This window comes from Sinomicrobium oceani (assembly GCF_900119185.1).
Taxonomy (GTDB): Bacteria; Bacteroidota; Bacteroidia; order Flavobacteriales; family Flavobacteriaceae; genus Sinomicrobium; species Sinomicrobium oceani.
Genome location: NZ_FPJE01000017.1, coordinates 1 through 21,580, shown reverse-complemented (window position 1 = coordinate 21,580; position 21,580 = coordinate 1). Strand labels below are relative to the sequence as shown.

General features: G+C 40.7%; 19 protein-coding genes. 15 read left to right on the top strand and 4 right to left on the bottom strand.

Going from position 1 to position 21,580, the window contains the following annotated elements; all coding sequences use genetic code 11:
- Nucleotides 1-33 precede the first annotated feature (33 nt).
- The 14 genes from BT112_RS15015 (at nt 34) to BT112_RS14950 (ending at nt 16,761) form a co-directional block, all read left to right on the top strand.
- Nucleotides 34-1,149 carry a glycosyltransferase gene (locus tag BT112_RS15015; RefSeq protein ID WP_072318208.1) on the top strand — a complete coding sequence of 372 codons (1,116 nt, stop codon included), beginning with the start codon at nt 34-36 and terminating at the stop codon, nt 1,147-1,149.
- Entirely contained in the window at nt 1,136-1,684 is a 549-nt protein-coding gene (locus BT112_RS15010; RefSeq protein ID WP_245777051.1) for a CatB-related O-acetyltransferase, read from the top strand. Before BT112_RS15015 ends, BT112_RS15010 begins: the two co-directional genes overlap by 14 nt.
- Before the next feature lie 107 nt (nt 1,685-1,791).
- Complete coding sequence (locus tag BT112_RS15005; protein ID WP_072318207.1) at nt 1,792-2,709, top strand: hypothetical protein; 918 nt, start codon at nt 1,792-1,794, stop codon at nt 2,707-2,709.
- Between the two features lie 176 nt (nt 2,710-2,885).
- Nucleotides 2,886-3,920 (top strand): polysaccharide biosynthesis protein, encoded by a 1,035-nt coding sequence (locus BT112_RS15000; protein WP_072318206.1) that lies wholly within the window; start codon nt 2,886-2,888, stop codon nt 3,918-3,920.
- A 31-nt stretch (nt 3,921-3,951) separates the two neighbouring features.
- Nucleotides 3,952-4,365: a cupin domain-containing protein gene (locus BT112_RS14995; protein WP_394333362.1), complete on the top strand. Its 414-nt coding sequence runs from the start codon at nt 3,952-3,954 to the stop codon at nt 4,363-4,365.
- Nucleotides 4,366-4,400: 35 nt separating this feature from the next.
- Nucleotides 4,401-5,519 carry a polysaccharide biosynthesis C-terminal domain-containing protein gene (locus BT112_RS14990; protein ID WP_072318204.1) on the top strand — a complete coding sequence of 373 codons (1,119 nt, stop codon included), beginning with the start codon at nt 4,401-4,403 and terminating at the stop codon, nt 5,517-5,519.
- Between the two features lie 91 nt (nt 5,520-5,610).
- Nucleotides 5,611-6,744, top strand: a complete 1,134-nt coding sequence (gene wecB, locus BT112_RS14985) for a non-hydrolyzing UDP-N-acetylglucosamine 2-epimerase (RefSeq protein ID WP_072318203.1) — start codon at nt 5,611-5,613, stop codon at nt 6,742-6,744.
- A gap of 7 nt (nt 6,745-6,751) precedes the next feature.
- Nucleotides 6,752-7,975: a glycosyltransferase family 4 protein gene (locus tag BT112_RS14980; RefSeq protein ID WP_072318202.1), complete on the top strand. Its 1,224-nt coding sequence runs from the start codon at nt 6,752-6,754 to the stop codon at nt 7,973-7,975.
- Complete coding sequence (locus tag BT112_RS14975; protein WP_072318201.1) at nt 7,972-8,838, top strand: sulfotransferase family protein; 867 nt, start codon at nt 7,972-7,974, stop codon at nt 8,836-8,838. Before BT112_RS14980 ends, BT112_RS14975 begins: the two co-directional genes overlap by 4 nt.
- The gene (locus BT112_RS14970) at nt 8,838-9,431 is read left to right on the top strand and encodes a sugar transferase (RefSeq protein ID WP_072318200.1); all 594 of its coding nucleotides are present in this window, start codon (nt 8,838-8,840) and stop codon (nt 9,429-9,431) included. The genes BT112_RS14975 and BT112_RS14970 overlap by 1 nt, the downstream gene beginning before the upstream one ends.
- Before the next feature lie 44 nt (nt 9,432-9,475).
- Complete coding sequence (locus tag BT112_RS14965) at nt 9,476-10,606, top strand: DegT/DnrJ/EryC1/StrS family aminotransferase (protein ID WP_072318199.1); 1,131 nt, start codon at nt 9,476-9,478, stop codon at nt 10,604-10,606.
- Nucleotides 10,607-11,344: 738 nt separating this feature from the next.
- Nucleotides 11,345-13,402, top strand: coding sequence for a polysaccharide biosynthesis protein (locus BT112_RS14960; protein WP_083564947.1), 2,058 nt, complete (start codon nt 11,345-11,347; stop codon nt 13,400-13,402).
- 167 nt (nt 13,403-13,569) lie between these two features.
- Nucleotides 13,570-14,370 (top strand): polysaccharide biosynthesis/export family protein, encoded by an 801-nt coding sequence (locus tag BT112_RS14955; RefSeq protein WP_072318197.1) that lies wholly within the window; start codon nt 13,570-13,572, stop codon nt 14,368-14,370.
- A gap of 15 nt (nt 14,371-14,385) precedes the next feature.
- On the top strand, nt 14,386-16,761 hold the full coding sequence (locus BT112_RS14950; protein ID WP_072318196.1) for a GumC family protein: 2,376 nt from the start codon (nt 14,386-14,388) through the stop codon (nt 16,759-16,761).
- Nucleotides 16,762-16,859: 98 nt separating this feature from the next.
- Here the strand turns inward: BT112_RS14950 and BT112_RS14945 are convergent, their stop codons facing one another.
- The 4 genes from BT112_RS14945 to BT112_RS14930 all read right to left on the bottom strand — a co-directional run bounded on the left by BT112_RS14945 (nt 16,860) and on the right by BT112_RS14930 (nt 19,833).
- On the bottom strand, nt 16,860-17,345 hold the full coding sequence (locus BT112_RS14945; RefSeq protein ID WP_072318195.1) for a dihydrofolate reductase: 486 nt from the start codon (nt 17,343-17,345) through the stop codon (nt 16,860-16,862).
- A gap of 100 nt (nt 17,346-17,445) precedes the next feature.
- A complete protein-coding gene (locus BT112_RS14940; RefSeq protein ID WP_072318194.1) occupies nt 17,446-17,829 on the bottom strand; it encodes a 2TM domain-containing protein in 384 nt (127 codons plus the stop codon).
- Between the two features lie 350 nt (nt 17,830-18,179).
- Nucleotides 18,180-18,482, bottom strand: a complete 303-nt coding sequence (locus tag BT112_RS14935) for a GIY-YIG nuclease family protein (RefSeq protein WP_072318193.1) — start codon at nt 18,480-18,482, stop codon at nt 18,180-18,182.
- 526 nt (nt 18,483-19,008) lie between these two features.
- A complete protein-coding gene (locus BT112_RS14930; protein ID WP_072318266.1) occupies nt 19,009-19,833 on the bottom strand; it encodes a thymidylate synthase in 825 nt (274 codons plus the stop codon).
- A gap of 264 nt (nt 19,834-20,097) precedes the next feature.
- Here BT112_RS14930 and rseP point away from each other — a divergent pair, with 264 nt between their 5' ends.
- Complete coding sequence (gene rseP / locus BT112_RS14925) at nt 20,098-21,453, top strand: RIP metalloprotease RseP (protein WP_072318192.1); 1,356 nt, start codon at nt 20,098-20,100, stop codon at nt 21,451-21,453.
- Nucleotides 21,454-21,580 lie beyond the last annotated feature (127 nt).

Sequence of the window (21,580 nt, the reverse complement as noted above, 5' to 3'; positions counted from 1 at the left end):
TTATGTCCGTAGAGAATTCTATAAATAAGGAAGATGAAAAGTAAAATTTGCTTGGTATATAATTATGCCCAACACTATCGGCTGGGTATATTCAAGTTGTTAGATAAGGAGTTAGGGTGTCACTTTTATTTTGGGGATAAGTTGATGGACATAAAAAAAATAAATTATAAGGAATTGCCTCATTTCAAAAAAGAATTAAAAAACATTGTTATTTTACGTCCAATATATTGGCAAAAAGGAATTCTCCCTATTTTTTTTAAAAACTATAAACACTATATATTACTTGGAGAATATTTTTGTTTATCTACATGGTTAATCTTGTTGCTTTCTAAATTTACAAATAAAAAAACCTATTTGTGGACACATGGCTGGTACGGAAATGAGGGGGTATTAAAAAGAGTAATAAAAAAGGTGTTCTTAGGGTTAGGTGACGAGATTTTGTTATATGGTAATTATGCAAAAGAATTATTGATAAACAATGGGATGGCAGCTCAAAAATTGACTGTTATTTATAACTCCCTAGATTATAATAAACAAAAAGAAATACGGGAGAATTTTAAGCCAACCGACATTTTTAAAAAGAAGTTTAATAACAATAATCCAACATTAATTTTTATAGGGAGATTAACTAAGGTAAAAAAATTGCATCTTTTAATAAAAGCACATCACTATCTTGAAAGCAAAGGCTGCAATTGTAATTTAGTTTTGATAGGAGAAGGAGAGGATAAAACACAATTAATTGAATTATCGAAAGAAAAGAATACACATAACTCAACGTGGTTTTACGGTCCTTGTTATGATGAAGAAAAAATAGGAGAGTTATTGGGAAATGCATCCATTTGTGTTTCTCCTGGAAATGTGGGGTTAACCGCAATACATTCCCTGATGTATGGGACTCCTGTAATAACACATTCTGGTTTTAAGTCTCAAATGCCTGAATTTGAATCGATAATGCCTGGTAAGACAGGTGCTTTTTTTGAGGAAGATGATATTCAAAGTTTGGAGGATACTATTGTAAAATGGTTTAATGTGAAAAACAACAGAGAAAAAGTAAGGCAAGAATGCTATAGTGTAATAGATCTGTATTATAATCCATATTATCAATGTCAGATGATTAAACAAGTTATTGATAAAAATGATAAAAGATAAGGTAAGAAAATATTATAGGACGGCTAAGATGTTCTTTTATAGAAAAAAATTTAAGCTTAGTAATGTCCATTCCACTTTTTATATGGGAGGTGAATCTCAAGTATCTCCAGATTTGGTAGCTGGAGTGTATTCCTACATAGGTAAGGGATGTTTGATTTACCCAAAAGTAATAATAGGTGATTATACTATGCTAGCACATAACGTTTCTATTATTGGAGGAGATCATGCTTTTGATAAGGCAGGAATTCCTGTCATTTTTTCGGGACGAGGAACCATAAAAGAAACAATAATAGGTAAGGATGTGTGGATCGGGGCATATTCGAGAATCATGACAGGCGTTACTATAGGAGATGGAGCAATTATTGCGTTGGGTTCGGTTGTTACGAAGGATGTTGAGCCTTTTGCTATATACGGTGGAGTGCCGGCAAAAAAAATTAAAAATAGATTTCAGAGTGAGGCTGATAAGCGTGTACATATTGAAATGCTCGAGAAGAATTTCGAACAATTGTCATTTGGACTCAAGGACTTATGCTAATAGAGTTCGATTTATATTGTTTGTTTTTGGAGTTCCTAGAGTATTATAAGAATCTTAAGAGGGACTTTAGACAATTTAGGGAGCGAATTAATTAAGAGAAAGAAATTATGAGTTACTTAAATACAAAAAAGAAAATAAAGATTGTAAAGATTGGGTTTAGTGCTTTATTATTAAGTTTTTCTTTTTTAAGTTGGGGACAAAGTAAATTAGATCTTTTATTTATACAAGATCCGGATATAAAAGGACAAAAAACATTTGTTCAAGAAAATGAGTTGTCGACCTATACCATATTTTATCAAAACTTTTTTGTTACCGATAATAAAGTTGATGAAGCTAAGTTAAAGAGGCAAATTGAATCAAAAATTCCTTCTGAAACTGCAACTGGTTTCGCAGTTTTAGATTGGGAGGGGGAGGCTATTAAAGTTTTTCAAAATCAAGACGATCAGGAGAAATTAGATTTCTATATAAATGAATTCCTTAAGGCCATAAGATTAGCAAAAAAACTTAGACCGAATGTCAAATGGGGGTATTATCATATACTTTACATTTCGTATTGGGGCAAAATTTCAGATTTTAGAAAACAAAATAAGAAATTGGAGCCAATAATCAGGGAACAGGATTTTATAGCACCTTCACTTTATGTGTATAATACTGGATTGAGATATAAAATCAGCGGGCATAAGTATTTGAGAAAAAAATTATTACAAGCCTTAGAGATGGGAGACAAATATAATTTACCTGTTTATCCTTTTGTATGGCACCGCACTCCTAAAAAGACGGGACATGAATTTATTCCGGTCGAAGTTTTTGAACATGTGGTTAATTTGATTTCGAGTACAGAGTATAGTGGAAAAACGGCTAAAGGAATATTTTGGTGGCATTCAGAAAGCTATTCTTACAGAAATAGAAAACGATTTGATGTTGCAAAAAGAGAATATTTCAATGTAAAGGATTTGGATACTTATCAATATGATATGTTTAAGGAATATTATGGTTCTATTGAAAAGTATATACATAAAAACTGATGATGAGAGATAAATTAAATATTGGTTATAACCAATTATCGAAGTAAATGGATTTGGTTTAACTTTTTCGATTTGTAAGCTTGAATTTTGCAATAAAAATTATTTACAATTTAATATTGATATATAGGGTTAAAAATTTTTGAAGCTTGTATGAGCTAAAAAGCAATTTATTGTGTATGAAAATTCAAAATAAGATACTATTAATTACAGGGGGGACTGGGTCTTTTGGCAATGCGGTTCTAAACCGGTTTTTGCATACTGATCATTTTAGTGAAATCCGCATTTTTTCCAGGGATGAGAAAAAGCAGGATGATATGCGTAATACATTAAATAATCCTAGATTAAAATTTTATATAGGTGATGTACGCAATTATGATAGCATAGAACGGGCCATGCGTGACGTAGATTATGTTTTTCATGCCGCAGCTTTAAAACAAGTGCCTTCCTGCGAGTTTTTTCCTTTGGAAGCCACCAGAACCAATGTGTTAGGTACACAAAACGTTATTGATGCTGCAGCCCATAACAAGGTGCAAAAAGTGATTTGTTTAAGTACGGACAAAGCCGCGTATCCCATCAACGCCATGGGCATATCCAAGGCCTTAATGGAAAAGGTAGCTGTTGCGGCATCTCGTAACCTGAAAAAGACCACGGTTTGTTTAACCCGGTATGGTAATGTAATGGCATCGCGGGGTTCGGTCATTCCCTTGTTCTTAAAACAGATAGAGGAAGGTAACCCTATAACAGTGACGGATCCGGAGATGACCCGGTTTTTAATGTCTTTGGAAGAAGCTGTGGAATTGGTACTTTTTGCCTTTGAAAACGGGAACCCGGGAGATCTGTTTGTGAATAAAGCCCCTGCGGGTACCATTGGAAATCTGGCACAGGCGCTTAAAGAGATATGTAATGCCAAGAACCCTGTGAAAGTAATAGGGACAAGGCATGGAGAGAAGTTGTACGAAACGCTCTGCACAAGGGAAGAGATGATCAAGGCCGAGGATATGGGTGATTTTTACCGTATCCCTGCAGATAACAGAGATTTGAATTATGCACAATATTTCTCAGAAGGGGAGCAGGCCATTTCCAAGATTGAGGATTATAATTCCCATAATACCGAACAACAAGATGTGGAAGGAATGAAACATCTGTTGTTAAAACTTCCTATTGTTCAACAGCAAGCTTTCGACTCTGAAATATCTACAGAATCTAAATAAAGACGGGAAAATAAAATTGTAAATAATGGAGTTGCCTGAATTGATCAAAGGAGGTTGTTATGAAGACGAACGAGGTAGATTGGATTTTAATAATGATATTAACGCGCTTCTGGCAAAAAGAATATATATCATTCGAAATGTCGATAGTGAATTTGTCAGGGCCTGGCAGGGTCATAAGATAGAACGCCGGTGGTTCTCTTCAATAAACGGGGCTTTTGAAATAAAGTTGATCCGAATCGACAACTGGGAATCTCCTTCTAAAGATCTGCAACAACGGATGTTTGTGCTCAAAGGAAATGGAATGGATATCTTAGCTGTTCCTCCTGGATATGTCAGTAGCATTCAGGCTTTGGAGAAAGACTCGAAATTATTGGTTATGGTGGATCACGCTTTAGGAGAAGTCAAGGATGAATACCGCTATGATGTAGATTATTTTAATGATTAACGGATACATAACCATAGTTGACAAATATAATTGCTATGATAAAAGTAGGTATAACAGGACAAAACGGATTTGTAGGAAGTCACCTCTACCATACATTGGGGCTGTGTTCCGAAGAATTTCAAAGAATTGAATTCAGAAAAGAATATTTCGAAACCCCAGAAAAGCTAGACGAATTCGTTAAGCAATGTGATGTTGTTGTACACCTTGCGGCGATGAACCGCCATCAAAGCCAGGATTTTATTTATGAAACCAATATCAGGTTGGTAAAACAACTTGTCGCTTCACTGGAAAGAACAGCTTCAAAAGCTCATGTACTGTTCTCTTCATCATCTCAGGAGGAAAGAGATAACCTTTACGGTAAGTCCAAAAGGGAAGGAAGAGAGTTCTTGATAAACTGGGCTGAAAGTTCAGCTGGAATTTTTTCGGGAATGATCGTTCCCAACGTTTTTGGTCCGTTTGGTCAGCCTTACTATAATTCTTTTATAGCTACATTTTGTCATCAATTAACACATGTAGAAACTCCGAAGATCGACAATGACGGAAGTGTAAAACTGATCTATGTAGGTGAATTGGTAGAAGAGATAATCCGGAAAATACGGAAACGTAAAAACAATTTTTCTTATCAGGTTCCACACACGGCCTCTGTTAAGGTTTCAGAAGTGCTTTCACTGCTAACCGATTATAAAGAGAAGTATTTTGAGAAAGGGGAGATCCCACAACTCAACTCAACCTTTGAGCTTAACTTATTTAATACTTTTCGATCTTATATTGTCCCTAAGAACTATTTCCCTGTTAAGTTTACGCAGCATACGGATGACAGGGGATCTTTTGTGGAGATTATACGTCTGGGAATTGGCGGACAGGTATCTTTTTCAACCACTGTTCCCGGGATTACCAGGGGGAACCATTATCATACCAGGAAGGTTGAACGGTTTGCCGTGATTAGGGGGAAGGCCCTGATTCAATTGCGAAAGATAGGAACAGATGAGGTTCATGATTTTTATTTGGACGGAGATGAACCTGCTTATGTGGACATGCCTATCTGGTATACGCACAACATAAAAAATATCGGAGATGAGGTGCTCTATACCAATTTCTGGATCAATGAACCATATGACCCGGAAGATGCGGATACCTATTTTGAGGAGGTTTGATAAGGTCCACTGAAATTTAATTTCAGGTTTTTTGAACAAGTAAAGATAAAAATAAAAAAGAGGTCTGTAAAGATAATTATTCTTTAAACACATGAAAAAACTAAAAGTAATGACGGTGGTGGGCACCCGGCCCGAAATTATACGTTTGTCCCGGGTTTTAGCCGCACTGGACCATTCTGAAGCTGTAGAGCATATCCTGGTACATACCGGGCAGAACTATGATTATGAATTGAATCAAGTTTTTTTTGAAGATCTGGGGATAAGAAAGCCGGATTACTTTTTGGAGGCTGCGGGGAAAAATGCTACGGAAACAGTTGGGAAGATTTTGATAAAGATAGACCCTCTACTTGAGGAATTGCAACCCGATGCCTTTTTGGTCCTGGGCGATACCAACTCGTGCTTATGTGCTATTCCGGCTAAGAAGCGTCATATTCCTGTTTTTCACATGGAAGCCGGAAACAGGTGTTTTGATCAGCGGGTTCCGGAAGAGACCAATCGTAAGATTGTTGATCATACGGCCGATATCAACTTAACCTATTCGGATATTGCTCGTGAATACCTCTTAAGAGAAGGATTGTCCGCTGATCGCATAATAAAAACAGGCTCTCCTATGTTTGAGGTTTTGAACCATTATTTGCCGCAAATCGAATCTTCTGAAGTTTTGGGAAGACTTGGACTGGAAGAAGGTAAGTTTTTCGTGGTATCGTCTCATAGGGAAGAGAATATTAATGCTGAAAAGAATTTCAGGGGTCTGATAGAATCGTTGAATACTATTGCAGGAAAATATGAATATCCGGTAATTGTTTCCACACATCCGCGCACGAGAAATATGATAGAGAAAATGAAAATTGAAACACGCCCTGAAATCCAGTTTCTCAAACCGCTCGGATTTCACGATTACAATGCATTACAGATGCGTTCCTATGCGGTATTGTCAGATTCGGGAACGATCTCCGAAGAGTCTTCGATCTTAAATTTTCGTGCTTTGAACATTCGTCAGGCACATGAGCGCCCGGAAGCAATGGAAGAGGCTTCGGTGATGATGGTGGGCCTAAAGCCTGAAAGAGTACTTCAGGGATTGGTGCAGGTCCAACAACAGCAAATAGGAACGGATAGAAATTACCGCCAGGTAACAGATTATTCAATGCCCAATGTTTCGGAAAAAGTAGTACGTATCATATTGAGCTATACGGATTATGTGAAACGTGTGGTCTGGAGTGAATAAATAAAGTATGAGAATATTATTAATAAAGCAATTATTTAACCCGGAGCCGACAGCGAAAAGTTTGGACTTTGCCCTTGAACTAAAGAAAAGAGGACATGAAGTACAGGTACTTACCGGTTTCCCTTCATATCCATTAGGGGAAATTTATGAAGGCTATAAACAGAAGCTTTGGAAACGGGAGGTTATGGAAGGTATAGAGGTAATACGTGTTCCTATATATCCCAACCAAAGTGACAATGGAATGAAACGAATGCTTCATTACCTTTCTTATGCTTTTTCAGCGTCTTTATTTGGGCCTTTTTTAGTGAAAAGACCTGATGTAGCTTTTGTATACCAAGGCGCCATTCCCGTAGGGATCCCTGCAACGGTTTTTAAATGGTTCAGAGGAATTCCCTTTGTTTACGACATTAATGATTTATGGCCCGAAACCGTAGCTGTATCAGGGATGATGAAAAACAAGAGACTTTTAAAATTGATTAATGCCTGGTGCGACTTTAACTATAGAAGAGCTTCCAAAATAACGGTCGCAACACCTGGGTTTAAGCAACGATTGATTGAAAAAGGTGTGCCGGAATCTAAAATTTCTTTTGTTCCAAACTGGAGCAGGGATAAGTACAGTACAGCAGGGTTGGATGAAGAACTTAAGGAAAACTATTTTCCTGGTGATAAATTCCACGTTCTGTACGCCGGAAATCTTGGAGTTGTTCAGGCACTTGATATTGTTTTGGAAGTGGCACAACAATTAAAACAAGAAGGTAATAGTAATATTCAATTTACACTGCTGGGTGGAGGTGCTGATGAAGCGCGGCTAAAAAATAAGCGAAAACAGATGGAACTGGATAACGTTCAATTTATTGAGCGGGTAGACGGAGGAGAAGTGACTAAGTATTTGAATTCGGCAGATGCTTTGTTGGTTCATTTAAAAAACACCGATTTGTTTGAAATAACAATCCCTTCTAAAATATTATCCTATTTAAGAACCGGGAAACCTATTCTTATGGGGTTAAAGGGAAATGCGGCGGAAATTATTAAAACATCGGGCGCGGGTTTTTTATTTGAGCCTCAGGATGCAGATGATTTAAAACAAAAATTAGATGAACTGTATCATTTGAGTAGGGATGAGAGAAAAAATATGGGTAAAAAAGGTATTGAATATTATGATAATAATCTTTCAATAGTTGCAAGTACTGAAAAATTGGAAAAAGCGTTTTTTGAAATATTAAAACAATGAAAAATCCTCCTATAATTATCATAGGCGCCGGCCGTTCCGGAACCAATATTTTAAGGGACAGTATCTGTTCTATACAAGGGTTTGAAACCTGGCCCTGTGACGAGATTAATTATATCTGGCGTCATGGAAATATTGCCAAAAATACGGACCGTTTTACGGCCGGGGATGCCCGGCCGGGGGTGAGAAAGTATATAAAAGGGGCATTTGAGAGTTTTGAAAGAAAATCAAAAGCAGAACATGTGGTGGAAAAAACCTGTGCCAGTAGTTTAAAAGTGCCTTTTATAGAGGCTATTTTCCCCAATGCAAAATATATTTTTCTGATACGGGATGGCAGGGATGTGGCCAGTTCGGCAAAACAGCGATGGACGGCGTCTTTAGAGCTTAAATATATATGGAAAAAGGTGAAATATGTTCCTGTGAGTGATATACCTTATTATGGCTTTCGTTATTTTATCAATCGGATTAAGAAACTTTTTTCCAGTGAAAAACGACTGGCCTTTTGGGGGCCGATTTATCCTGGAATGAAGGAAGACCTCCAAAAGGATTCTCTAATAGAGGTGTGTGGTAAACAATGGGCAACATGTGTAGAAGCTGCATATGAGGACTTATTGCAAATTGATTCTCACAGGGTTCATATGATGAATTATGAAACTTTTGTAGGCAATCCTGTGGAAGAGATGGGAAAGGTAATGGATTTTATCGGGCTCGAAGCAAGCGAGAAGGAAATTAAAGGTTCAGTCAACAAGGTATCTACCCGGAGTATTGGGAATTATAAAAAATATATAACCCCTGATGATCTTGAAAAATTGAACAGGATTGTAGAACCCATAATGGTTGATATATACCATAAAATAGAAAAATAATGACGGGATACCAGCGATTTCAGAAAAGAGCTTTTGATGTAGTGGTTTCATTTTTCGGGTTGTTGTTTTTGTGGTGGCTTATAGTTGTGGCTGCTTTATTGGCTTATATAGATACGGGGCTAAGTGGTTTTTTTAAGCAGGAACGGGTTGGAAGGGATGGTCGGTTATTTAAGGTGATAAAGATAAGAAGTATGCGCCCTGTATCAGGAGTAAATACTTCTGTTACAACGGATAAAGATCCCCGTATATCCAAAATCGGACGTTTTTGGAGAAAAACCAAAATTGATGAACTTCCTCAACTTTGGAATGTTCTTATGGGAAATATGAGTTTTGTGGGGCCTCGACCGGACGTTCCCGGTTATGCAGATAAGCTTGAAGGCGAAGATCGGTTATTACTTAGCATACGGCCGGGCATAACAGGTCCGGCGAGTATTAAGTTTAAAAATGAGGAAGAAATTTTGGCCTCTCAACAAGATCCGGAAAAGTATAACCGTGAAGTCATTTGGCCTGAGAAGGTGAAAATAAACCTGGAATATATTAAAGATTATAGTTTGTTCAGGGATATCGGTTATATTTTTAAAACCGTATGCTGATTTTAATAATTTGAAATCTAAGAGAAAGAAAATAAAAGGTAGTCATGACAAAAAATAAAATATGGCTTTCTTCTCCTCATATGGGAGAGAATGAGCAAAAATATATAAAAGAAGCATTTGACCATAATTGGGTTGCCCCATTGGGGCCTAATGTCAATGGTTTGGAAGCAGACCTGGAAGGCTTTCTCGGAGAAGAAAAAAAGATAGCGGCGGTAAGTACCGGTACTGCGGCTTTGCATTTGGCCCTGATCCTTTTGGGGGTTAAAGCCGGTGATGAGGTAATATGCCAGAGCCTGACTTTTTCTGCCTCGGCCAACCCTATCGTATACCAGGGAGCTACTCCTGTTTTTGTGGATAGTGAACCGGATACATGGAATATATGTCCCGGTGCTTTGGAAGATGCCATAAAAGAGAGGACAGCTCTCGGGATGAAACCCAAGGCTGTTATTGCGGTACATCTTTACGGGATGCCTTATAAAGTGGAAGAGATACATGCAGTTGCAGGCAAATATGACATACCTGTTATAGAAGATGCGGCGGAAGCCCTGGGGAGTCATTACAAGGGGCAAAACTGTGGTACTTTCGCGCCAATGGCAATTTTGTCATTTAATGGAAATAAGATCATTACAACCTCGGGTGGCGGTGCTTTGGTGTGCCCGGATGAAGATTTAAAGAAAAAAGCGGTGTTTCTGGCTACACAGGCCAGGGATCAGGCGCCGCATTATCAACACAGCCATATTGGGTATAACTACAGGATGAGCAATATTTGTGCCGGGATAGGCCGGGGACAAATGGAAGTGCTGGAAGAGCGGGTAGCACAACGCCGGGGGATGCATGCTTTTTATACGGAGATCTTCTCGGGTGTTAAGGAAATTACACTTTTGAGAGCACCTGGTACAGATTACTTCTGCAACCACTGGCTGACGGCGATCCTGACAGAAAGCTTTGAACAACGTGAAGCCTTGCGTTTAGCCCTGGACGAAGATAATATAGAAAGCCGGCCGGTATGGAAACCTATGCACCTACAGCCGGTTTTTAAGGACGTACCTTATTACGGAGGTCGGGTTGCTGAAGATATCTTTGACAGGGGCCTATGTCTGCCTTCCGGCTCTAATCTTACAGATACGGACAGGGAACGTATTCGTTCGGCAATTACAAAATTTCTAAGTATATAGAACTACTCCCATTGACTTTCTGCTTATTTGCTTTAGGATTTTGCGGTATACGGATTCGGGATTGAAATGAGAACTTGAATGAGGTATAGTGCACATTGCTATTGGTATATTTCCTGATAGAAAGGAAGTTTTCTTAGTAGATGTCAAAAATAGAATTTCGACAATTCTTTGATTTGTTACCTCAGCCCTAAAGGGAGCAACGACAAATATTTTTTATTATCCGTTTTGCTTTGTAAAGAAATAAATGATGCCCTTAGAATTGTAGGATATTTATAGGGTAGGGAGCAATATTTTTAGTATGAGACGTTTTTATATTCGGGATAGGCTTGATATGTTTTACCGGTCCCGGATACATAGGGTGGAGATTAACGATATTTACTGCAATTGACCTAAAAAACCAGAGAGTAAGCAGTATTGAAATGATCTCTTCCGGGAAACTACCGATATTTGGTTGGATATTTAACAGTAGGGAAGAAATATGTGGTATGCGATTTCATAACACGCAATTCACCGTATCTAAACGTATATAAAGAAAAAAATCTTTTTTAGAAGGAAATAAGACGCGTAATTGAAAGAAAACACAACACGTTTAAAAGGGTGTTTTTCCCTTTTTATAAGGTTTTCTATTTGATTTTTAGATTAATTTTAACAAAACAGGTATTTTTTTAATATCTTTATTCATTGTGAAGGTCAAAAAGTACTTGTTTTTTGAGTTTTACCGGGCAATTTTCGTAATGTATGAAAAAAATAAGTTGGGATAAGTTGAGACGAGGGATGAAACTGGTGTTTCAACCCGGGAAGAGAAAACTGGACTTAAAGAACATAGGCTACCTGCCGAGGTGGATCATTCTGGGAATCGACATCTCCATACTGGTATTTTCAGCTATAGTTACTTATGTGTTGCTCCAGGGGCTCACGCTTAGTTTTTATACCCGCCTTACCCGCCTGGAAGAATTGCTTATGGTGGTAGGAGTGAATATCGTGTATTTTCTCCTGTTCCGAACCTATGCCGGTCTGATACGTTACTCTTCATATATAGACGGGTTAAAATTACTGTTTTCTACATTTGCTTCTTTTGTTACCCTGGCGGGGATTAGTTATACCAGTTATTTTATCACCGGGGAAAAGCTTTTCCTGGTCCCCGGGTTATTCATGTATTTTATCATTTCTTTTGCTTTCCTGTTCCTGTTCCGGGTAGTCGTAAAGCAGGTATTTCATGCTTTTTTCGGGGAGACAAGAAAAGAGGAAAAGACAAAGGTGCTTATCTTCGGGGCGGATTCCAATGCTATATCGGTGGCCAATGCCATTCGCACGGAACAGCCGGTCCGGTTTAAAATATTAGGGTTTGTGGATAAGAGCAATCACAATACTACCAAACGTATCCTGGACCTGCCTATACTCAGCAAAAACAAACGGATATCCGTACTCCTAAGGGCGCACGGTGCGCAGGGGGTAATCCTTGCGGACAAACACCTGACCAAGGCGGAAAAGATAGAATTGGTAGACGATTGCCTGGAAAGCGGGTATAAAGTGTTCACGGCTCCACTGATATCCGATTGGGAAAATGAACAGGATTTTTCAAGGCAGATCAAGAATATACAGATTGAAGATCTGCTGGAGCGAAAACCCATAGTCCTGGATAATAAAGGGATCTCCAAAGAACTGAAAGGAAAAAGGGTGCTGGTTACGGGGGCTGCCGGTTCCATAGGGAGTGAGATCGTACGGCAGGTGCTGAAATACAATCCGGAATTACTTATTATCGTAGACCAGGCCGAAACTCCCCTGCATCAGTTGCGGTTGGAACTGGATAACCTGTCCGGGAAGGTGCAGTACGAGACGGTAATAGCCGATGTGCGTAATTATGAACGGATGAACCGTGTTTTTGAAGCTTTTGCTCCCCAGATGGTCTACCATGCGGCCGCCTATAAGCATGTGCCGCTTATGGAGGAAAATCCTTCGGAGGCTGTTTTTGTAAACATCATGGGGACCAAAAATATGGCTGACCTGGCCATTAAGTATAAAACGGATAAATTTGTGATGGTCTCTACGGACAAAGCGGTTAATCCCAGTAATGTTATGGGGGCCTCCAAGCGTATCGCGGAGATGTATGTACAATCCCTGTACTTTTCCAATAAAGAGAAAAAAAAGAAAACTACACGGTTTATTACCACGCGTTTCGGTAATGTGTTGGGATCTAATGGTTCGGTAGTGCCCCTGTTTAAGGAGCAGATTGCCAAAGGTGGCCCGGTAACTATTACCCATCCGGATATCATCAGGTACTTTATGACGATACCGGAAGCCTGCAGACTGGTCTTAGAGGCCGGGGCTATGGGGAAAGGCGGTGAGATCTTTATCTTTGATATGGGGGAAGCCGTAAAGATTATGGACCTTGCCACGAAAATGATACGCCTGGCCGGTTTTATTCCCCAATCCGATATTGAAATAAAAGTGACAGGGCTAAGACCCGGTGAAAAGCTTTATGAAGAATTGCTTAGCGACAAAGCGAAAACTTTACCCACACATCATGAAAAGATCATGATTGCGACGGAAACTGCTGAGGATTATAACTGTATCCATACCGCTATTCAGGCTATTTATAATGTGGCTGTCGAATACAGGAATGATCAGACCGTAAAACTTATGAAAGAACTTGTTCCGGAGTATAAAAGCATGAATTCCTTATTCGAAGCTCTGGATCATCAATCGGATGTCCAGACCTCAAATACTACCCCCGGAGAAGCAGAGAGTAAAACGTTATTTGAATCTAAGGACTCGGAGGTAGGGTTTTCGGGTTGAAAAATATGGCAATATACAATCACTTTTTTCAACCTATAAATTTAATTTGTAGGTAAAATTGTGTAATCCCCCAAGAAATTTAATTCTCAAATATTATATTTGCAGCTGTGAATATACGCTTAAGCATGTTTTGAGCGTTAAAAAGTAACGCTTGTAAAGAATAGAAGATGAAAGTAAAACACTTAATGTCTTGTCCTTATATCTATCCCCGGTTTTTAATATGTTTTGTTTTGGTGTTGCTTACGGTGTCATGTGCTTCGCGTAAGGACATCGTGTATTTCCAGGATATTGAAGACATCGATAAGCTGGCAAGCCGTGTGATCTATGATCCGGTACTACAGCCTGATGATTTGTTGACAATTACGGTATCGGCATTAAATATGGAAACCGTGATGCCGTTCAATCTACCGGTAGTGGCATATATGGATACCGGACAACGTGCAAGCGGAACGCCGCAGTTACAAACCTATTTACTGGATAGTCACGGAAATGTAGAGTTTCCCGTAATAGGGACAATACAGTTAGGTGGATTAACCCGTAGTGAAGCGGTGAGTTTATTGCGTAAGGAAATCTCTCAATATGTGAAGAACCCGGTGGTGAATATACGGATTATGAACTACCGGGTGACGGTACTGGGAGAAGTGGTGAGGCCCGGGGCTTATACCATACCTAATGAACGTATTACCATTATGGAGGCTATAGGACTTGCCGGCGACCTGACGGTATATGGTAAACGCGATAATATCCTGATCATTCGGGATAAAAATGGCGAAAAAACCTACACCCGGGTAGATATAACCAAAAAGGATATTCTGGAATCTCCTTATTATTACCTTCAGCAAAACGATGTGATTTATGTAGAACCCAACAAGGCCCAGGTACAGGCTTCTACCTATAACCGCAACGCCACCGTTGTAATATCCATAGCCTCCGTTATTATTGCTTTAATTTCTGTTTTAACCCGATAATTTTTTAGTATATAAATGCATTCAGAGCAACAAATACCTCCGTTACGCCCGGCGGGCGATGAAGAAATTAATCTCAGGGATCAACTGGATGCGTACCTGGTACACTGGAAGTGGTTTGTGATTAGTGTAGTACTATGTGTGGCCCTGGCATTTGTTTATTTGCGTTATGCCACGCCCCAGTATAGTGTGTCGGCCACCATTATGATCAAGGATGATAAAAAAGGTGGTATGATGAATTCGGAGCTTTCGGCTTTCCAGGATATTGGTTTGTTTGGCAACATGACCAATAGCATAGATAATGAAATGGAGGTGCTGCGTTCCCGCACCCTGATGGAAAATGTGGTGAAAAAACTGGGTTTGAATGTGGTGTATTATACAAAAGGGAGCATTCGTACTTCTGAGGCTTATAAGAGTACTCCTGTTTCTGTGAACTTTTCTTTACCTGATTCCGTGCTGCATAAAGCGGATACCAGTTTTACGGTAAAAATAAATTCTAAAACCGGTTTCCGGATTTATAATCAAGGTGGTGATGATATCGGTGATTATGGTTTTGGGGAAAAAGTGAATTTTCAGGATGGTAAGATAACAGTATTGCCAAGGTTTGAGAATCTGGAGGAGCTTAATAGCAGAGAGGTCCTTGTTCAGGTTAAACCTTTGGCAAAAGTGACTCTGGCTTACCAGGAGAAAGTACAGGTAGCACCGGTAGATAAGAATACGAGCGTCATAAAGTTGAGCTTAAACAGTGCAGTGAGACAAAAGGCCGAGGATGTATTGAACACGCTGATTGAGCAGTATAACATAGATGTAGTTGCGGATAAGAATTTGATCTCTGAAAACACGGCACGGTTTATCGAAAAGCGGTTGGCACTGATAGAGTCTGAGCTTGGAGAAGTAGAACAAAGTGCAGAGAGTTTTAAAGAATCTAATCAGTTGACCGATATAGCAGCAGAAGCAGGAATCGTACTGGATAATGCCAGTGATTATGCCAAGCGTATTGTAGAAGCAGAGACACGCTTGCAGCTCACAAACTTTCTGATAGAATATCTGGCGGATATAGAAGACAACAGTGTGCTGATACCTGCCAATGTAAGTATGGAAGATAATAGTGTTGGTCCCATGATTATGGACTACAACAAACTGGTGCAGGAACGTAACCGCCTGATGCGGGGGTCGACGGAAAACAACCCGGTGATTGTAAACCTGGACGGACAAATTTCAGCACAGCGGCAGACGATAAAACAGACATTGAATAATGTTAAAAGTTCACAGCGTATCGCACTAAATGAGCTAAAACAGCAGGAAAAGCTGTTGAGCTCTAAAATATCCAACGTCCCCGGGCAGGAACGGAAGTTCAGGGGGATACAACGGCAGCAGCAAATTAAGGAGACTCTATATCTGTATCTGTTACAGAAGAAGGAGGAAACCGCTATATCCCTGGAAGTTACGGCGCCCAATTCCAAAATTATTGATAGTGCTTACGGATCGGATATCCCGGTATCACCTAAAAAGGCAATAGTGCTGTTGGGATCTTTTGTTTTAGGTTTGCTTATCCCATTTGGAGTTATATACCTAAAGGACTTGTTGGATACTAAAGTACAGGGCAGAAAGGATATCGAAGGAAAGCTTTCCGTACCCTTCTTAGGAGATATCCCGAAATCCCATTCTAATGAGGAGGTGATTTCCATGGGAAGCCGGACCAGCGCCGCAGAAGCTTTCCGTATCCTACGGACCAACCTGGATTTTATGCTGGCTAATGCTGACAGGGACAAGGCTAAAAAGATATTTGTAACCTCTACGCTATCCGGGGAGGGAAAAACCTTTGTGTCTATTAACCTGGCCGGAACTTTGGCGTTGTCGGGGAAAAAAGTATTATTGATAGGTATGGATATCCGGAACCCGAAACTGGCAGAGTATCTCGATTTGCCGCACGGCAGGGGGATTACCAATTATCTAACTAACGGAGGAGCAGATCCGAAAGACCTGATCTTTAAGTTCAGTGACCAGGAGCATAAAAACCTGGATGTGCTGGCTTCGGGAGCTGTACCGCCTAACCCGGCGGAGTTGCTGATGAATGATAAGGTTGGTAGTCTGTTTGCGGAACTGGAAGATCTTTACGATTATATCGTGGTGGATACGGCCCCGGTAAGTCTGGTTACCGATACGTTGCTTATCAGTAAGTATGCCGATGTATTCGTGTATGTCTGCCGTGCGGGATATCTCGATAAGCGTTTGCTTGTTATTCCGGAAAATCTTTATAAGGAAAGACGTCTGCCAAACATGTCTATACTCGTTAACGATACAGATTCCAAAAAAGGCTATGGTTACGGTTATGGCTATGGTTACGGGCAGGAGACAAAGCAACCTTGGTGGAAGCGCTTTACAAAACGATAACTGGTTATTGAAATATATAAAATAAAAAAATCCGGATCGTATATTGCCTCCGGATTTTTTATGTCCTTGTCAGATACGCGGTTACGAGAGTTTGAAGTTTATTTCTTCCTGAGATAGGTTTCGTAAGTAAAGGCGTAATCATGTCTTTCGTCCTTGGGATGATATTCGGATGCGACCGGTTGCCATTGCCCCGGATCTATATCGGGAAAGAAGGCATCGGCTTCGAACCGGTGATGAACCCGCGTAAGTTCGATCTTATCTGTGTAGGGCATGCCCAAGTGGTAGATTTCCCCGCCGCCGATGATAAAGGGCTGTGGATCTTCTTTGGCTAATTCAAGGGCTTTCTCTATGGAGTGTACTGTAATGCAGCCTTCTTTCCGGTAATCTTTTTGCCGTGTAACGACAATATGTGTGCGGTTTGGAAGAGGTTTAGGAAATGTTTCGAAAGTCTTTCGTCCCATAATGATATAGTGCCCGGTAGTAAGAGCCTTAAAGCGCTTAAAATCATCGGGAAGATGCCATACCAGGTCCTGGTCTTTTCCGAGCGCATTGTTTTCTGCGGCAGCAGCTATGATTGTTACCATGTTGTTTTGATAGATTCACTGATTAGAAATAGGATGTGTCTCATAACCAGGATAAGGTTATGTGGGATAAGTACATCCACAAACAGGTCAATTAACAGATTTATTCCGTTTTATCCAGGTCTGAATTCAGAAATTCCTTTTGGACATCTTTTTCGAGTTGTGCAATGCTCTCCCGTTGCCGGCGAACAAGTTTTTCCCGTTGTGTTCTTTCCCATTCTTTTCCCATAAAGCGATGATTGACGAACACGTTAAAGAAATGGATGGCAAACAGGAATCCCCAAAAGGTTATGGCCCATACAAACCAGTCGTATTCCTCTCCGTATTTGAGTACCTTATTGATCACAATAAGAAAGACACTACCTACGAGAAAGATCACAAAATGATAATACAATCTTTTTTTCTGACGTATCCGTGCTTCTGCATTCTTGAGAAGTTCGTACTGGTCTTCGTCAACCCTCTTGGTCTTTTTGCTTTTGAATAACATAAGATGAGTATAATATTAGTTCGAAATAAATCCGATAGTTCCAAAAATGTCACTGTGATCCCGATGTACTGATAGCTATCGTGACCGGAAGTGGCAGTATCCTGTGGGGATGCACTTACCATTGGATACTACTGCCAGCCTGATGAGATTGCCATACCCTGCTTGTGGCAGGATTCGCTCCCGATGGTTGTCGGGAGACGCTTTGATAGTGAGGTTTGGGAAACATCCATATCAAGATTAATACGTCACTGCGAGCGAAGTGCGGCAGTCTGGTGGTTGGAACGTGCTTTCCACTGGATTTTTGTTGCTACCCCATGAGATTGCCGCGTTGCCTCCTCGCAAATACGGGTTCAGGATACATCAAATATCCATCCTTCGGACAAGTCTTTCCATTCGGTGTTTGTTTTCTGTATCAATATCTCTTTTCGCTTTCGATTTCCCTTTTTTATCTGTTTTTCCCTGGCAATAGCTTCGTTGATGTCTGAAAACTCTTCAAAGTATACCAGTTTATCACAGTTGTATTTAGCTGTAAATCCCTTATATGCTTTTGTTTTATGTTGATATACTCTTTTAATGAGATCACTGGTTACTCCTACGTAAAGAACGGTGTTGCGTTGGTTGGTCATAAAGTATACATAGCTCTTTTGTGTCATTATATAAATATAAAAGAAGTGTCACCGTGATCCTGATAGCCCCGAGATCTTTGGCAGCCTTCCCCGGGCGGGTTTGCGCCTGTCATTGGGGATTGTTACCTTCCCTGTGAGATTGCCACACCCTACTTATGGCAGGATTCGCTCCCGATGGTTATCGGGAGACGTTTTGACAGTGAGTTTGGGGAAATATCCAACTCAAGATCAATACGTCACTGCGAGCGAAGTGCGGCAGTCTGGTGGCTGGAATGCGCCTTCCACCGGAGTTTGTTGCTATCCCATGAGATTGCCACACCCTGCTTGCGGCAGGATTCGCTCCCGATGATTATCGGGAGACGCTTTGACAGTGAGATTTGGGAAACATCCATATCAAGATCAATACGTCACTGCGAACAAGGGCTGCTGTCTCCGGGCTTGACCATTACTCTTATACGTATAACAAATGTACATATTTTTTGATTGAAAAATCCTAACCCGGGCTTGCGTGTTATCTTGTACTTTTGCGTGCCGCGGAAAACAAAATAATTCTCTATATGGCTACAGCACCTTTGATATGAGGATGCGGATCGTAGTTTTCGAGTGTAAAGTCGTCAAAGGTAAAATCGAAAATATTCTTCACTTCCGGGTTGAGTTTCATGGTGGGCAGTGGTCTCGGATCCCGGCTCAGTTGCAGGTTGACCTGCTCCATGTGATTGTTGTAGATATGAACATCGCCGAAGGTATGTATAAAATCGCCCGGCTGGTATCCGCATACCTGTGCAACCATCATGGTAAATAAAGCATAAGAAGCAATATTGAAAGGTACTCCGAGGAAGACATCTGCACTTCGCTGATAGAGCTGGCAGGACAGTTTGCCATCCGCCACATAAAACTGGAAAAAGGCATGGCAGGGTGGGAGTGCAGCTTTTCCGTGAGCGACATTTTCGGCAAAGGAAACGGAAGTGTCCGGTAATACCTCCGGGTTCCAGGCCGTAACGATCATACGTCTGCTGTCAGGGCTGTTTTTAAGGGTATCTATAACTTCGGATATCTGGTCGATGTCCCTGCTGTTCCAGTTGCGCCACTGATGGCCGTAAACCGGGCCCAGATCACCATGCTCATCGGCCCATTCGTTCCAGATACGAACGCCATGATCCTGGAGGTATTTGATGTTGGTATCGCCTTTGAGAAACCAGAGCAGTTCGTGTATGATGGATTTCAGATGAAGTTTTTTTGTTGTCACCAGCGGAAATCCCTCACTTAGGTCAAAGCGCATCTGGTATCCGAAAACACTTCGCGTTCCCGTTCCGGTACGGTCTCCTTTGTCAATGCCGTGCTCTAAAATATGGTTCAGCAGTTGATGGTATTGCTTCATCTGTTTGTTCTTTTTATTGTTCTTCCCTGGTTTTCCCGAGGGGGAGCCGAGGAGCATGTATTTGCGTTATGTGATGTTGTATGGTGGTTTTAAAAATATAAAACCATACGTTCTGTTTTACAGAACCCGGGCACAAAATTATCCATAATTTATGAACTGTCCTTGCCAAAACATTCTTAAATCCATCGGGGTTATGTGTAATAAGTTTTATTAAGTAAACCGAAAAGATTACTTTTGTGCGTTTTGGATGAATAAAATAACACTATGGATATCGTTATTAAACTGAGTCAGTTTTTATTGAGCCTTTCGCTTCTCATCGTTCTGCACGAGTTCGGACATTTTATTCCGGCCCGGCTTTTCGGTACGCGGGTGGAAAAGTTCTTTTTGTTTTTTGACGTAAAATTTGCCCTTTTCAAAAAGAAGATCGGAGATACGGTTTATGGTATAGGATGGTTGCCGCTGGGCGGATATGTGAAAATATCCGGGATGATCGATGAGAGTATGGATAAAGAGCAGATGGAACAGCCCCCGCAACCGTGGGAATTCCGTTCCAAGCCCGCATGGCAGCGTCTCATTATCATGCTTGGGGGAGTTACGGTCAATTTTATACTGGCTTTTATTATATATATTGGTATAGCCTATACGTATGGTGATTACTATATTAAAAACAGTGATGTAAGTAACGGGATATGGGTGACCAATGAAGCTATGGAGGAAGCCGGTTTCCGGACCGGAGATAAACTGGTATCTATAGACGGGAAACCGGTGGAGGACTTCTACGGATCTACGGAAAGCCTGTTGATGGGAAGAGTGATTACGGTAGAGCGCAACGGAGATCTGAAAACCCTGACGATGCCCGTGGACTTTATAGACCGTTTGATGAAGAGCAGGGAAGAAAATGAGAAAACCATGCTACTGAACCTGCGCATACCTTTTGTGGTGGCGGGGATTGAGGAAGGATCTCCCAATACAGGAGCCTTAAAAACCAGGGATATCATGGTAAGCCTCAACGGGAAGAAAGTCGCTTTTGCCGATGAAGTGGTGAGCGAAGTGAAAAACCTGAAGGGCCAAACCGTGCCCGCAGTGGTATTGCGTGACGATAAAGAAGTTGCTGTGGACCTTAAGGTTAATGAGGAAGGGAAAATGGGAGTGGCGTACGCTTCCAGGCTTGGGTTTACCGATCTGGAGCGCTTGGGAGTATATAATGTAAGCCGTGAGGAATACAGTTTTATGGAGTCTATTCCGGAAGGGATCAGCAGAGGGAAGAACAGACTGGTGAGTTACGGAAAACAACTGAAAATGATCTTTACTCCCGAGACCGGGGCATACAAAGGTGTAGGAGGTTTTAAAGCGATATTCGATTTATTCCCGCAGACCTGGAGCTGGCAGGCATTTTGGGAGATTACAGCACTGCTGTCTATCATGCTCGGGGTGCTCAACTTGTTGCCTATCCCGGCCTTGGATGGCGGGCACGTTATGTTCCTGCTCTACGAGATGATCTCCGGAAGAAAGCCGAGTGATAAATTTTTGGAGTATGCCCAGATTGCCGGATTTTTCCTTTTGATGGCGCTTGTTTTGTTTGCTAACGGGAACGATATTTACCGGTGGTTATTCAAGTAATTTTTCCTCTTTAAAAAAATATTTTATTTGCTGGAAAAAATAAAAATAATATATATATTTGCACCCGCCTCGAGAGAAGCACCGTGATACAAAGCGATACGACCGGTTTGAGGCAGACAGTTTTTGA